The organism is Citromicrobium sp. JLT1363, assembly GCF_000186705.1.
Taxonomy (GTDB): Bacteria; Pseudomonadota; Alphaproteobacteria; order Sphingomonadales; family Sphingomonadaceae; genus Alteriqipengyuania.
Genome location: NZ_AEUE01000003.1, coordinates 199,093 through 211,690, shown reverse-complemented (window position 1 = coordinate 211,690; position 12,598 = coordinate 199,093). Strand labels below are relative to the sequence as shown.

Below are 12,598 nucleotides of genomic sequence, written 5' to 3'. Positions count from 1 at the left end.
ATGACCAAGCAGTTTCACGGCCACGAGATGTCGCACGAAGCGCTCGAACAGCTGTTCCTCGAAGCGCGCAGCTACAATGCCTGGCTCGACAAGGACGTGTCGGAAGATCAGATCCGCAAGATCTACGATCTGCTGAAGATGGGGCCGACCTCCGCCAACCAGCAGTCCGCCCGGTTCGTGTGGTGTCGTTCGGACGATGCGAAGGACCGGTTGGCGAAGCATGCGATGGACGCGAACAAGGACAAGATCAGGACCGCGCCCTGGTGCGTCATCATCGGCTACGACATCGATTTCCACGAAGAACTGCCGTGGCTTTTCCCGCATACCGACGCGAAGAGCTGGTTCACCGGCGACGTGGAAGGCCGCATCACGCAGGCCAAGCGCAATTCGGCGCTGCAGGGCGCCTATCTGATGATCGCCGCGCGCGCGCTCGGCCTCGATTGCGGCCCCATGTCGGGCGTCGACCTGGACGGTGTGACGCAAGAGTTCTTCGCCGACCAGCCACAATACCGCGCGGACTGGGTCTGCTCGATCGGCTATGGCGACAAGGATTCGATCTTCGACCGCAGCCCGCGGCCCGATTTCGACAAGTTCAACCGCATCGCCTGATGGCGCGGTGCGCCGTGCGCATTTTGTAGGGGGCGGACGATAACTGCGGAACGGTTTCTGGCGATCGACTGCGCCACGGCGGCGTGCTCGGTCGCGCTCTTTGCGGAAGGCGAGATGATCGCGGGCGAGTTTCATGTGCTCGGCCGCGGCCATGCCGAACGGCTGGTGCCGATGATCGCCGCCCTGCCCGAGCGCGGGCGCGCGACGAGGATCGCGGTCGCGCGCGGGCCGGGCAGCTTTACCGGCGTGCGGATCGGCCTCGCGGTGGCGCGCAGCCTCGCCTTTGCATGGAAGGCAGAGCTGGTCGGCTATTCCACCATGGCGCTGGTCGCCGCGATGGCACGCGCCCGCAAAGGCGTTCTTCCCGTGACGGTCGCTATGGAAGGCGGGCACGGCGAATGGTTCGTGCAAGGCTTCGACGGAGATGGCCGCGCCCTCGCGGAAACGCGATCGCTGCGGCCCCAAGATGCGGTCGCCGCCTTCCCATCCGCGCTGGTCGCGGGCACCGTGGCAGAAGACTTCGTGGCGCGCGCAGGCAGCGGCAGTGCGCTGCCTCTGCACAGCGACGCGCGCGAATTCCGCACTCTGCCGGAGAGCGAGCTGACCCCCGACGCCGCGCCGATCTACGGCCGTGCGCCCGATGCCAAGGCCCCTTCCTCGCCTCGGGGAGCCCGGGCATGAGCGAGACACCGATCGACGCAATCATGCGGATCATGGACGCCGCGTTCGATCCGCAGTGGGGCGAAGCCTGGACCCGCCCACAGATCGAATCCGCATTGCAGCTGGCCAACACGCTCCCGACACTGGTCGCAGCGACAGGCACGCGGGCGACCGTTCCCGGTGAAGCCGTTGGCTTCGCCATAGTACGGGCCGCGCCGGGCGAAGAGGAAATCCTCCTGATCGCGGTCGACCCCCGGGAACGGCGCAAGGGGCTGGGCCGCAGCCTGATCGCGATACTCGCGACCGACGCACGACGACGCGGTGCGGACAAGCTGTTCCTCGAAATGCGGGAGAACAACCCGGCGCGCTCTCTCTACGAAGCGGTCGGGTTCAGGCAGATCGGCCGGCGCAAAGACTATTACAGCCTCGGCGATGGTGCGCGAATGGATGCGATTACCTTCGGGTTGGACCTCGACAAGAGCTGAGCTGAATTAACCACAAATAATGATACAAAAAACGTAAGCTCAGGCATTGCATTTCGACAATCAATGCGACAGGGATTTTTGCGTATGCGGCTCTACCCCCCAGAGCATGGCGTATGAAAAACCCTAGAGGAAATAATGGAAGACCAAGAAATCGAAATGACGCAAACGCTTATCGCGTTCACGTCCAACATCGTCGAAGCTTATGTCAGCAATAACTCTGCCGAAGTTGACGATATTCCGGTGCTGATAAACAGTGTTTACTCCACGCTGTCGGGCCTCAGCGGCGCGACCGAGCAGGAAGAAGAGCGTCCCGAACCGGCCGTGTCTGTGCGTGCGTCCGTGAAGCCCGATTACCTCGTGTGTCTCGAGGACGGGAAGAAGCTGAAGATGCTCAAGCGCTATCTTCGCACCAATTACGACATGAGCCCGGAAGAATACCGGGAGCGCTGGAACCTGCCGAGCGACTATCCCATGGTTGCCCCCAACTATGCCGAAAAGCGCCGCGAACTGGCGAAGAAGATCGGCCTGGGTCGCGCACCGAACCAGAAGCGCGGTCGCCGCAAGAAGACTGCTGAATAAGCTCCATCGCGCCGGTCGGCTCGCGCGAGCCGACCGGCAAGGCTTGAGCGGGCCGCGCGCCCGTCCTATGCGACAGGGGAAAGCTTGAGGAAGTCGGCCGTGCCCCAGAAAATCGATCTTGAACAATTATGTGCCGACAAGGGCCTGCGCATCACCGAGCAGCGCCGCGTCATCGCACGCGTCCTGTCGGACAGCGACGACCATCCCGATGTCGAGCAATTGCACGAGCGCGCCTCGAAGATCGATTCCGGCATCTCGATCGCCACCGTCTATCGCACGGTCCGCCTGTTCGAAGAGGCTGGCGTGCTCGACCGGCACGATTTCGGCGATGGCCGCTCGCGCTACGAGCCCGCGCCCGAATCGCATCACGATCACCTGATCGACGTGGAAACCGGCAAGGTCGTCGAATTCGTCGACCCGGAACTGGAAGCCCTGCAGAAGCAGATCGCCGAAAAGCTGGGCTATCGCCTCGTCGATCACCGGATGGAACTCTATGGCGTCCGCCTCGAACGCGAAAACTGAGCCACCCCGGGATTTCGGGCCCGAGTGGGAGACGCGCCAGGCTGCCGCACGGGGCGAGAAAACCTCCATATCCCTGCTTGGCTGGGTCCGGCTGTGGACGCGCACGCTGGCGCTGGCGCTCGGCCTGCTGCTGATCGTTCCGTGCCACTACGTATACCGGGTCGTCAGTTACGGATCCCCCTTCCCCAAGTGGTTTCTCGCCTATGCGACCTGGGTCGTGGGCGCGCGGGTCCAACGGCATGGCACGCCCCTGCGGCGCGACGTCTTCTTCATCGCCAACCATGTCAGCTGGGTCGATATCCTTGCGCTGGCAGGTGCCAGCGGCACAGCCTTCGTCGCCAAGGCGGAACTGGCGAGTTCGCCGCTGGTCGGCTGGCTGGCGGGCCTGAACCGCACGGTCTTCGTCCAGCGTGAGGACCGCTTGCGCGTGGCGGACCAGATCAACGCCCTGCGCGAGGCGCTGATGGACAACTGGTCCGTCACCGTCTTCCCCGAAGGCACCACCACCGACGGGCATTCGCTGCTGCCGTTCAAATCCTCGATGCTCAGCGTGCTCGAACCGCCGCCGCCGGGCGTGCTCGTCCAGCCGGTGGTGCTCGATTACGGCAAGGTTGCCGAATGGATCGGCTGGATCGGCGAGGAAGGCGGGCTCAACAATTTCAAGCGCGTCATGGCGCGCCCCGGCAGCTTTCCGCTGGCCGTCCATTTCCTCGAACCCTTCAGCCCCGCTGAACACCGCGGGCGCAAGGCCGTCTCCAACGAGGCACGCAAGCGCATCGAGGAAACGCTGGTGCGCGAGATGGGCCACGAACTGCGCCCCTTCGACCACGACGTGGCGCCGATCCGCTACAGCAAGGCGAAACTGCCACCGGTGGAGTGAGCGCTGACGCGCGAATCTCACTAAAGGTTGATTTCGGGCCCGGTTCTCCGGTGGCCATGTTCCACGACCATGGATGCCAATACGCTTACCGACCCGCGCGTCGAGCAGTTCGAGAACGTGATCCGGGGGCCGGACTTTCCCTGTGTGGGGGCCAAGTCGGCGCTGGCGACCGGCAATATGGAATTCGTGCTTGCCCGCGATCTCACCAGTGCCTGGAACGACATCAAGATTCACGAAGCGCTGATGGCCTGGGCCAAGCGCGACTTGCCGCCCGACGAGCTTCGCAGCCTCGTCGTGATCTTCGACAGGCCGCTCGATCTGGACGAAAAGGCCTTCGAAGAGGCGATGTGGGAACGGCTGCAATCGCTGGCGGACAAGGATGTATGGCTATCGCAACGCCCCGATCCCTCCGTCAGCAGCAATCCGGCAGAGCCCGATTTCTCGCTCAGCTTCGGCGGCCGGGCGTTCTTCGTGGTCGGGCTGCACCCCAATGCCTCGCGTCCGGCCCGGCGCTTCCCCCGCCCCTCGCTGGTGTTCAACCTGCACGAACAGTTCGAATGGCTGCGCGAGAGCGGCGTTTACGAGAAGATGCGGCAGCGCATTCTCGACCGCGACAAATCGCTTGCGGGGGATATCAATCCCATGCTCGCGCGTCATGGTGAGAGCAGCGAGGCGCGGCAGTATAGCGGCCGTGCGGTAGAAGAAGACTGGGCGTGCCCATTCAGGAGGGGCCTGTGAGCGAGACGATCGAAATCCCCCCGCGCAGCGGCACCGCCTTCGTAGTGGAGGCCGGACAGGCCTTCACCGTTATCGATCCACAGGGCACCCAGGTGTCCGACATGGTCGCCTACGCGCGCGACGACGTGCGCGAGGTCATGTCGAATGGCCGCACCTTCGATTACGAGGAGACGATACACCTCACGGCAGGCAATCGCCTGTGGTCGAACCGGTCGAACGTGATGCTGGAGATCGAGGAGGACAGCCTCGGCCAGCACGATTACCTTCTGACCCCGTGCAGCGAGGATACCTTCCGCCACTTCTACCCGGACAAGCCGGTGCATCGCGGATGCATGGGCAATCTGGCTGAAGCACTGGCCCCCTACGGGATCGAGCGCGATGCGATCCCCACCGCGTTCAACGTGTTCATGAATGTGCCGGTCGACGGCGGCACGGGCAGGCTATCGGTCGATCCACCCGCCAGCCAGCCGGGCGAGGCGGTCCGCTTCCGCGCGAAGATGGACCTCGTCATCGGGCTGACAGCCTGTTCGGCCTATGCCTCGAACGGCGGCAGCTTCAAGCCGATCCACTACCGGATCGAGGCGTAGGCGGCACCGGACGATTGAAGCGCTCGGCGCAATGCATTAAACGCGCCGCTTCCATGAAACCCACGACTCCTCCCAGGACCTACCGGGTCAAGAGCTTCGGCTGCCAGATGAACGTCTATGATGGCGAGCGCATGGGCGAGCTGCTTGCCGCGCAGGGCATCGTGCCTGCGCCCGAGGGCGAGGAGGCGGATCTGGTGGTCCTCAACACCTGCCATATCCGCGAGAAGGCAACCGAGAAGGTTTACTCCGACATCGGTCGCTTGCGGCGCGAGGACGGCTCCAGCCCGCTGATCGCGGTCGCGGGTTGCGTCGCGCAGGCAGAGGGCGAGGAGATCATGGCGCGCGCGCCCGCCGTCTCCATGGTGGTCGGCCCCCAAGCGTATCAGAACCTGCCCGCGATGCTCGAACGCGCGGTCTCGGGCCAGCGCACGACAGAGATGGACCTTGCCGCCGAGGCGAAGTTCGCAGGCCTGCCGCAGCGGCGCACCGCGCCCCCGGCCGCGTTTCTCACCATCCAGGAAGGGTGCGACAAGTTCTGCACCTATTGCGTGGTGCCCTATACGCGCGGCGCGGAGATCAGCCGGCCCTTCGCCGAACTGGTCGCCGAGGCGCACAGGCTTGTCGAAGGCGGCGCGCGCGAGCTGACGCTGCTGGGCCAGAACGTTTCCGCATGGAGTGGCGAGGACGCGAAGGGCCATCACACCGGGCTCGCCGGGCTGGTCCGCGAGCTCGCCAAGATCGATGGCCTCGCGCGCATCCGCTACACCACCAGCCACCCGGCGGACATGGATGAGGACATCATCGCCGCGCATGGCGAGCTCGACAAGCTGATGCCCTATCTCCACCTGCCGGTGCAGGCGGGCAACAACCGCGTGCTCAAGGCGATGAACCGCAGCCACACGGTCGAAAGCTATCTGCAGCTGCTCGAACGCTTCCGCGCCGCGCGGCCCGATCTGGCGCTGAGCGGCGATTTCATCGTTGGCTTCCCGGGCGAGACCGAGGCCGAGTTCGAGGATACGCTCAAGCTCGTCGACGAGGTGGCCTACGCGCAGGCGTTCAGCTTCAAATATTCGCCCCGCCCCGGAACGCCTGCGGCTGGCATGGACGGACAGGTGCCCGCCGAGGTCATGAAGGACCGGCTCGCCCGGCTGCAGGATCGCCTCAACCGCGACCAGCACGCCTTCAATCAGGCGAGTGTCGGTCGCGCCTGCGAAGTTCTGGTCGAGCGCAAGGGCAAGCTGCCGGGTCAGTGGCTGGGCAAATCGCCCTGGCTGCAATCGGTATTCTTCGAAGGCGCGGACATAAGCATCGGCGATCTGGTGCAGGTCAGACTGGAAGACGCCGGGCCCAACTCCTTGCGCGGCACTCCGCTGCGCCAGCCCGCCCTCGCCTGACCTGCGCAGGCCTTACTGCGCCGGGATGACGATGGTGCCATGCGCCCTTTCCGCGCGGGTCGTGTCGCCCCAAGCGCTGTCCGCATAGGAGCCGCCCGCGAAGGGGATGCGACGAACCGAGGGGCGGTAGCCACCGCCGGCGGTCGTCACGCCGAGATCGTGGAAACCGCCGGAGCGCTCGGGATAGATGCTGACCGGCAGGCGCGTGGCCGGAATACGTCCGACCTGCAGGAGTTCGCCGCCCACCATATCGAACACCATCAGCGTGCAGCCGCCGCTGCCGCAGGTCTCCGGAGACCGCACGTAGGCGAGCACTTCGACCGAGCCATCGCCATCGAGATCGACTTCGCCGAACCTTTCCGGAGCCGCAGCAAGCGGCCCGTAGGTCTCATCGATCCACGTAATCGCCGCCTGCAGTTCGGGACCGCGCTCTTCCTCCTCGGGAGGGGCGAAGGACGCGGCTGCAAGGAACAGGAAAGCAAGTTTCCGCATGCCGGGATTTTACCGTCTTTCCCCGCGATTGTCACGCGTTCGAGAGTCCCGGGCGGTGTGCAAACGCGCCGACGCCCGGCTCCCCCACCGGAGCCGGGCGCCTGCTGCTGCGCCGGATGACCAGCCCGCCAATGCGGGCGCAATCACCAGAAGAAGTTGTCGTACACCACCATCACGCGGCCGTTGCGCGTATCGATCAGCAGTACGTCGTTGCCGTAGCGGATCCACCGCTGATAGCCGTAGCGCGGCGTGGGCAGGTAGTAGTCATAGGGATCGATCCAGTAGCGCTGGCCCCAGAAGACGTTCGCCCGCAGGAAGTTGCCCACGCGCAGCGGCCGGTAATAGTAGCCGCGCGGCGCGACATAGGCACCCCGGCGGAAAGCATGCCGTTCTGCCTGCCGATAGGCGCGCCAGTCCCGATAGTTCTGGCGGCGGGCCTGCCGGTAATCGCGACGATCCTCCCGGCGATCCTGACGGTAGTCGCGCCGGGCCTCGCGGCGATCCTGGCGATAGTCGCGCTGGTCCTGCCGAGTCTCACGCCGGTCTTCGCGGCGATCCTGCCGGTCCTCGCGGCGATCCTCGCGCCGGTCCTGCCGCGTCTCGCGGCGGTCGCCCCGCCGGTCCTGCCGGGCTTCGCGCTGCTGTTGCTGCTGGTATGCCTCGCGCGCGGCACGGCGGTTGTCCCACGTCTTCTGATAGGGGTCGCCTCCAGCATCGGCACGGGCCTCTGCACGAACCTGCTGGCGGTTTTCCGGTCCACGCTGTGCGCTGGCGGCGGTCGGCAGGACAAGCCCTGCGCTTACCGCCAGGATCACAAGATTACGCATTACGATCACTCCTGAAGAATGCCCGCGATCGAGCACGTGTTCAGAAATATAACGCTCAACATGAACGCTTGGCGCACCATTGCGTTCATCGAGGAAAAAATGTGTCGCGGATTGTAACGCGACCGATGCGTGACAGTGAGGTGACTTTCCACCGTGCCGAAGGGCCGGAGCGCTTGCCTCCCCCTACCCGCAGCCTACATTCACGACTCGCAACCGCCTTTTTGCCAAGGAGACGCATGGGCCGCAGACCAACCCGCGCCGGAGAGCCGCGCCTCTCCCCCCCACCGCACCCGCAGCGTGAACATCGCCGCGCCAAGGTGGATATGGAGTTCGAGAACCAGTCGCTGCTGGTGCCCCTGTTCGGCCAGTTCGATGCCAATCTGGTGCAGGTGGAAAACCGCCTGTCGGTGTTCATCTCCGCCCGCGGCGACAAGGTGATGATCGAGGGGCCGGAAGATTCGGTCGCACGTGCCCGCGACGTTCTGCAGGCAATGTACGACAAGCTGGCGCTGGGTCAGGATCTGGACGAAGGCGCGATCGAGGCGATCATCGCGATGACCAACGAGCCCACGCTCGACGGGATCATCAAGGGCCAGCAGGCGGGCGAGGATGGCGCGCCGCCGATCATGATCCGCACGCGCCGCAAGACGATCGTGCCGCGCAGCGCGGTGCAGGCGCACTACATGCGCTCGCTCAGCCGGGACGACATCATCTTCGCGCTGGGGCCGGCGGGTACCGGCAAGACCTACCTCGCGGTGGCACAGGCGGTCAGCCAGCTGATCAGCGGCAGCGTGCAGCGCCTGATCCTCAGCCGCCCGGCGGTGGAAGCGGGCGAGAAGATCGGCTTCCTGCCCGGCGACATGAAGGAGAAGGTCGATCCCTTCCTGCGCCCGCTCTACGACGCGCTGTACGACTGCATGCCGCCCGAGCAGGTGGAACGGCACATCGCCAGCGGCGTGATCGAGATCGCGCCCATCGCCTTCATGCGCGGGCGCACGCTGGCGGATGCCTTCGTGATCCTCGACGAGGCGCAGAACACCACGCGCGAACAGATGAAGATGTTCCTCACCCGCTTCGGCCAGAACAGCCGGATGGTGATCGCAGGCGACCCCCGGCAGGTCGACATCCCCGGCGGCGACCGCATGAGCGGCCTCGCCGACGCGGTCGAGAAGCTGGAAGGCGTCGAAGGCTTCGGCACGATCCGCTTCACCAGCGCCGACGTGGTACGCCACCCGATCGTGGGGCGGATCGTCGATGCGTATGAGGGAACGAGGGAGTGAGAATTTTCCCTCGTCACTCCCGCGAAGGCGGGGGTCCCGCTTAATTGAATGAAGGGCGGTTGGGTCTACATCATGGCCGACCGCTATCGCGGGACAATCTACATCGGCGTCACTGCTGACCTCGCAGCGCGCATTCACCAGCACCGGACGGGCGAAGGCTCGGATTTCGTAAATCGGTACGGCCTCAATCGCCTCGTGTACGCCGCCCACCACGAGCGGATCGAAGACGCCATCGCACGCTAGAAAGCGATGAAGAAATGGCGGCGCGAATGGAAGATCCGTCTGATCGAGGAGCAGAACCCGGATTGGCTCGACCGGTATTCGGATATTCTGTGAGGCGGAAGGGAAGCGGGATCCCCGCCTTCGCGGGGATGACGAAGGAAAACAAAAGGGGCGGACCTTTCAGCCCGCCCCCTTCGTCAGTTAGCCGCCCATCCCGTCGACAGCCTTGCTGACGAGGATGTTCACCGCAACGCGGCGGTTCTGCTGCTTGCCGTAGTCGGTGCTGTTGTCCGCCACAGGGTCGGCCTGCGCCATGCCGGTGGGCGTCAGCATCCGATACGGCTTCCAGCCGCACTGCTGCTGCAGATAGTTGACCACCCGCTCGGCGCGCTTCTCGCTCAGCTCCTGGTTGATCTCGTAGCTGCCGGTCGAGTCGGTGTAGCCGACCACCAGCAGTAGGGCGTTGTCCATCTGGTCCGCCTGCGCGGCGGCGCTGCACAGCTCGGCCTGCGCCTGACCCGACAGCGTGTACTCGCCAGTGTCGAAATAGACGTTGGTCGTGCCCTTGACGTTGTAATTGTCGATATCGGCCACACGCCCGCGCAGCGCTTCAGTCGCGGCGGTCTGTTCAGCGAAGCCCTGCTCGGTTCCGCGCTGGATCATCGCGGCGGTCTTCAGGTCGCTTTCCTTCATGCTGATCCGCTGGGCGATCAGCCCCTGGGCCCACTGCACGGTGCGCACGGAAACGGGCACGCCGTTGAAGAGCTGCTCGTCATCCAGCGTGGTGCGGCCCAGGCCCAGAAACCCGCCGCGCGACTTGATCTCGGTTGCATCGCCCACGAACACCACCGTCTGCGATCCGTCCTCGGACGTGATCTGGATGCGGTCTTCCCCCTGCGCCGAGATGAAGCCGTCGATCTCGGGCCCTTCGGGAAGCTCGGAGATATCGGCCGGGATCGTGCCGGTCACTGTCAGCGTGTTCTCGGCTGTGGTTTCGGTAGAGGCCTCGCCCCACTGCTCCTGCGCGGACAGGCTTGCCGGCAGGGCGAGCGCGGCGATTCCGCAGACGAAGGCCGCCTTGGTGGTGTTGGAAATGGTTTTCATCGTCTCGACTCCATCGATTTGGCCCCGCCGCCGAACCCGGCGGGCAAGGTTTGGTCCGGTCGCCTCGTCGAAGAGACCGGCATGTGAAGCCCCCGTCAGTTCAGTGCGGTGACGAACGTTCGACTGACGAGCCAACCCAATGACGGCCCCTACACGGCGTTCCCGATCGAATGGTCCGGGAGCCGCAAATCACGACAACTCGGTGCAGCACGGCGTTGGGCCGAGCGGATGCGATAGCTCTTGGCGGGAGAGGTCTTCGCCGCCTATCCCCGACCACCAAGCCAATCTGGAGGAATTCGCGCGTGCCCATTCCCGCTGCCCGGAACGACCATCCCGAAATCCGCGACGCGGTGCGCGCGCTGGTGCGCGGCTTCGGCGATGCCTATTTCCGCGAAAAGGACGACGCACGCGAATACCCCGAGGAGTTCGTCGAGGCGCTGACCAGGGAAGGCTGGATGGCCGCGCTGATCCCTGAAGGATACGGCGGCGCGGGGCTGGGCCTGACCGAAGCCAGCATCATCATGGAGGAGATCAACCGGGCGGGCGGCAATTCGGGCGCGTGCCACGGGCAGATGTACAATATGAACACGCTGCTGCGGCACGGCAGCGAGGAGCAGAAGGCGAAGTTCCTGCCCGAGATCGCCAGCGGCGCACTGCGGCTGCAGAGCATGGCGGTGACCGAGCCGACCACCGGCACCAACACCACCGATCTGAAGACCCGCGCGGTGCGCAAGGGCGATAGCTACGTGGTGGACGGCCAGAAAGTGTGGATCAGCCGCATCCAGCATTCGGACCTGATGATCCTGCTCGCCCGCACCACCCCGCGCGATGAGGTAAAGCGCAAGTCCGACGGGCTCTCGATCTTCCTCGTCGATCTGCACGCGGCCATCGGCAAGGGCATGGAAATCCGCCCGATCCGCAACATGGTCAACCACGAGACCAACGAGGTGTTCTTCGACGGGCTGGAGCTGCCCGCCTCCTCGCTGATCGGAGAAGAGGGCAAGGGCTTCCGCTACATCCTCGACGGGCTGAACGCTGAGCGCGCGCTGATCGCGGCGGAGTGCATCGGCGATGGCTACTGGTTCGTCGAGAAGGCAGCGGAGTATGGCAGCGAGCGCGTCGTGTTCGACCGCCCCATCGGCCAGAACCAGGGCGTCCAGTTCCCCATCGCGCAGGCCTATATGGAAGTGCGCGCGGCTGACCTGATGCGCTACGAGGCGTGCCGCCTGTTCGACGATGGCCAGTCATGCGGCGCGGAAGCCAACATGGCCAAGCACCTCGCCGCCGAAAGCTCATGGAAGGCCGCGAACGCCTGCATGCAGACCTTCGGCGGCTTCGGCTTCGCGGCGGAATATGACGTCGAGCGCAAGTTCCGCGAAACGCGGCTGTACCAGGTCGCCCCGATCAGCTCGAACCTGATCCTGAGCTATGTCGGCGAGCATGTGCTGGGGATGCCGCGGTCGTTCTAAGCCTTCACATCTCTGCGGAAATAATAATCGCCGCACAAGAACGAATAAAATAACAGTATCCGTGGCACGAGCCACCGATTATGTCGCCGATCCTTGGAATTGTGCGTTCTGGAAATTCCCGGAACATCGCCGGCTGCCCATCCCTTGATTGGGTATGGGGACAGAACAGAACAGCATCGACCATTCCGCTCACCACATGCCCAGCCGCCGCGAGCGGTTGCACGCTTTCATGCGACTGAAATCGCAACGCCGCTATCTGATCGGCGGGATTGCCGCGCTCGGCGTGTCGACCGCCGCCTTCGCGGGGGCGTTCGCCAATGAGAGCAATTCGCCCGATGTGGTGAAGCTGGGCGCAGGGAAGGCCAGTGTCGAAGCTGAGCCGCTCACGGCCTACGAGCCCCGCCCCACGCCGAGCGCGACCGGCGAGCCAACGCCCGTCACCTCGGAAAGCCCGATGGCCGGCGGCGAGGCCAGCTATTACGGCAACGAGCTGGCGGGCAATCGCACCGCCAGCGGCGAAGTGTTCGATCCGCAAAAGCTGACCGCCGCGCACCGCACGCTGCCGCTAGGCAGCAAGGTGCGCGTCACCAATCCGCGCAACGGGCAAAGCGTGGTCGTGCGGATCAACGATCGCGGGCCGTTCCACGGCAATCGCGTGATCGACCTTTCTACCGCCGCCGCGCGCACTATCGGCCTGATCCGCTCCGGCACGGGCCGGGTCAATCTGGCCCTGATGCTGGACTGAGCCGC

General features: G+C 64.9%; 15 protein-coding genes and 1 pseudogene. 13 read left to right on the top strand and 3 right to left on the bottom strand.

The genetic code is table 11. The features are described 5' to 3' along the window. The 9 genes from ADAD_RS0105640 to miaB all read left to right on the top strand — a co-directional run bounded on the left by ADAD_RS0105640 (window position 1) and on the right by miaB (window position 6,454). Window positions 1-609, top strand: coding sequence for a malonic semialdehyde reductase (locus tag ADAD_RS0105640; protein WP_010410840.1), 609 nt, complete (start codon window positions 1-3; stop codon window positions 607-609). Window positions 610-666: 57 nt separating this feature from the next. Beyond that, a complete protein-coding gene (gene tsaB / locus ADAD_RS0105635) occupies window positions 667-1,290 on the top strand; it encodes a tRNA (adenosine(37)-N6)-threonylcarbamoyltransferase complex dimerization subunit type 1 TsaB (protein ID WP_443101000.1) in 624 nt (207 codons plus the stop codon). Continuing rightward, on the top strand, window positions 1,287-1,754 hold the full coding sequence (locus tag ADAD_RS0105630; RefSeq protein WP_010410833.1) for a GNAT family N-acetyltransferase: 468 nt from the start codon (window positions 1,287-1,289) through the stop codon (window positions 1,752-1,754). Before tsaB ends, ADAD_RS0105630 begins: the two co-directional genes overlap by 4 nt. A gap of 135 nt (window positions 1,755-1,889) precedes the next feature. After that, complete coding sequence (locus tag ADAD_RS0105625; protein WP_010410830.1) at window positions 1,890-2,333, top strand: MucR family transcriptional regulator; 444 nt, start codon at window positions 1,890-1,892, stop codon at window positions 2,331-2,333. Window positions 2,334-2,432: 99 nt separating this feature from the next. Then, on the top strand, window positions 2,433-2,855 hold the full coding sequence (locus tag ADAD_RS0105620) for a Fur family transcriptional regulator (RefSeq protein ID WP_010410827.1): 423 nt from the start codon (window positions 2,433-2,435) through the stop codon (window positions 2,853-2,855). Beyond that, a complete protein-coding gene (locus tag ADAD_RS15600) occupies window positions 2,827-3,735 on the top strand; it encodes a lysophospholipid acyltransferase family protein (RefSeq protein ID WP_010410825.1) in 909 nt (302 codons plus the stop codon). The genes ADAD_RS0105620 and ADAD_RS15600 overlap by 29 nt, the downstream gene beginning before the upstream one ends. 69 nt (window positions 3,736-3,804) lie before the next feature. Next, complete coding sequence (gene gntA / locus ADAD_RS0105610) at window positions 3,805-4,473, top strand: guanitoxin biosynthesis heme-dependent pre-guanitoxin N-hydroxylase GntA (protein ID WP_010410823.1); 669 nt, start codon at window positions 3,805-3,807, stop codon at window positions 4,471-4,473. Next, window positions 4,470-5,060: a DUF1989 domain-containing protein gene (locus ADAD_RS0105605; protein ID WP_010410818.1), complete on the top strand. Its 591-nt coding sequence runs from the start codon at window positions 4,470-4,472 to the stop codon at window positions 5,058-5,060. The genes gntA and ADAD_RS0105605 overlap by 4 nt, the downstream gene beginning before the upstream one ends. A gap of 53 nt (window positions 5,061-5,113) precedes the next feature. After that, window positions 5,114-6,454 (top strand): tRNA (N6-isopentenyl adenosine(37)-C2)-methylthiotransferase MiaB, encoded by a 1,341-nt coding sequence (gene miaB, locus ADAD_RS0105600; RefSeq protein ID WP_010410815.1) that lies wholly within the window; start codon window positions 5,114-5,116, stop codon window positions 6,452-6,454. A gap of 12 nt (window positions 6,455-6,466) precedes the next feature. On the opposite strand, the gene ADAD_RS16310 is transcribed toward miaB, so the two are convergent. Together ADAD_RS16310 and ADAD_RS0105590 are read right to left on the bottom strand one after the other, a co-directional pair. Next, window positions 6,467-6,946, bottom strand: coding sequence for a hypothetical protein (locus ADAD_RS16310; RefSeq protein ID WP_010410810.1), 480 nt, complete (start codon window positions 6,944-6,946; stop codon window positions 6,467-6,469). Window positions 6,947-7,089: 143 nt separating this feature from the next. Next, window positions 7,090-7,773 carry an RcnB family protein gene (locus ADAD_RS0105590; protein WP_010410807.1) on the bottom strand — a complete coding sequence of 228 codons (684 nt, stop codon included), beginning with the start codon at window positions 7,771-7,773 and terminating at the stop codon, window positions 7,090-7,092. 323 nt (window positions 7,774-8,096) lie between these two features. On the opposite strand from ADAD_RS0105590, the gene ADAD_RS0105580 reads away from it, so the two are divergent. Both ADAD_RS0105580 and ADAD_RS16190 read left to right on the top strand, forming a co-directional pair. Then, window positions 8,097-9,053 carry a PhoH family protein gene (locus ADAD_RS0105580; protein WP_010410804.1) on the top strand — a complete coding sequence of 319 codons (957 nt, stop codon included), beginning with the start codon at window positions 8,097-8,099 and terminating at the stop codon, window positions 9,051-9,053. 48 nt (window positions 9,054-9,101) lie between these two features. Beyond that, window positions 9,102-9,389 (top strand): annotated as a pseudogene (locus tag ADAD_RS16190) (GIY-YIG nuclease family protein). 87 nt (window positions 9,390-9,476) lie between these two features. Here the strand turns inward: ADAD_RS16190 and ADAD_RS0105570 are convergent. Continuing rightward, entirely contained in the window at window positions 9,477-10,379 is a 903-nt protein-coding gene (locus tag ADAD_RS0105570) for an OmpA family protein (RefSeq protein WP_010410797.1), read from the bottom strand. A 302-nt stretch (window positions 10,380-10,681) separates the two neighbouring features. On the opposite strand from ADAD_RS0105570, the gene ADAD_RS0105565 reads away from it, so the two are divergent. Together ADAD_RS0105565 and ADAD_RS0105560 are read left to right on the top strand one after the other, a co-directional pair. Then, window positions 10,682-11,848, top strand: coding sequence for an acyl-CoA dehydrogenase family protein (locus tag ADAD_RS0105565; RefSeq protein WP_010410794.1), 1,167 nt, complete (start codon window positions 10,682-10,684; stop codon window positions 11,846-11,848). A 154-nt stretch (window positions 11,849-12,002) separates the two neighbouring features. After that, entirely contained in the window at window positions 12,003-12,593 is a 591-nt protein-coding gene (locus ADAD_RS0105560) for a septal ring lytic transglycosylase RlpA family protein (protein ID WP_010410790.1), read from the top strand. The last annotated feature ends 5 nt before the right edge of the window (window positions 12,594-12,598 follow it).

What these genes read in the sequence shown, in the direction of transcription:
- ADAD_RS0105630 (WP_010410833.1), top strand. Translation starts at nt 1,287, where the DNA reads ATGAGCGAGACACCGATCGACGCAATCATGCGGATCATGGACGCCGCG.
- ADAD_RS16310 (WP_010410810.1), bottom strand. Translation starts at nt 6,946, where the DNA reads ATGCGGAAACTTGCTTTCCTGTTCCTTGCAGCCGCGTCCTTCGCCCCT.
- ADAD_RS0105560 (WP_010410790.1), top strand. Translation starts at nt 12,003, where the DNA reads ATGGGGACAGAACAGAACAGCATCGACCATTCCGCTCACCACATGCCC.
- ADAD_RS0105625 (WP_010410830.1), top strand. Translation starts at nt 1,890, where the DNA reads ATGGAAGACCAAGAAATCGAAATGACGCAAACGCTTATCGCGTTCACG.
- miaB (WP_010410815.1), top strand. Translation starts at nt 5,114, where the DNA reads ATGAAACCCACGACTCCTCCCAGGACCTACCGGGTCAAGAGCTTCGGC.
- ADAD_RS0105580 (WP_010410804.1), top strand. Translation starts at nt 8,097, where the DNA reads ATGGAGTTCGAGAACCAGTCGCTGCTGGTGCCCCTGTTCGGCCAGTTC.
- ADAD_RS0105640 (WP_010410840.1), top strand. Translation starts at nt 1, where the DNA reads ATGACCAAGCAGTTTCACGGCCACGAGATGTCGCACGAAGCGCTCGAA.
- ADAD_RS0105590 (WP_010410807.1), bottom strand. Translation starts at nt 7,773, where the DNA reads ATGCGTAATCTTGTGATCCTGGCGGTAAGCGCAGGGCTTGTCCTGCCG.
- ADAD_RS0105570 (WP_010410797.1), bottom strand. Translation starts at nt 10,379, where the DNA reads ATGAAAACCATTTCCAACACCACCAAGGCGGCCTTCGTCTGCGGAATC.
- ADAD_RS15600 (WP_010410825.1), top strand. Translation starts at nt 2,827, where the DNA reads ATGGCGTCCGCCTCGAACGCGAAAACTGAGCCACCCCGGGATTTCGGG.
- gntA (WP_010410823.1), top strand. Translation starts at nt 3,805, where the DNA reads ATGGATGCCAATACGCTTACCGACCCGCGCGTCGAGCAGTTCGAGAAC.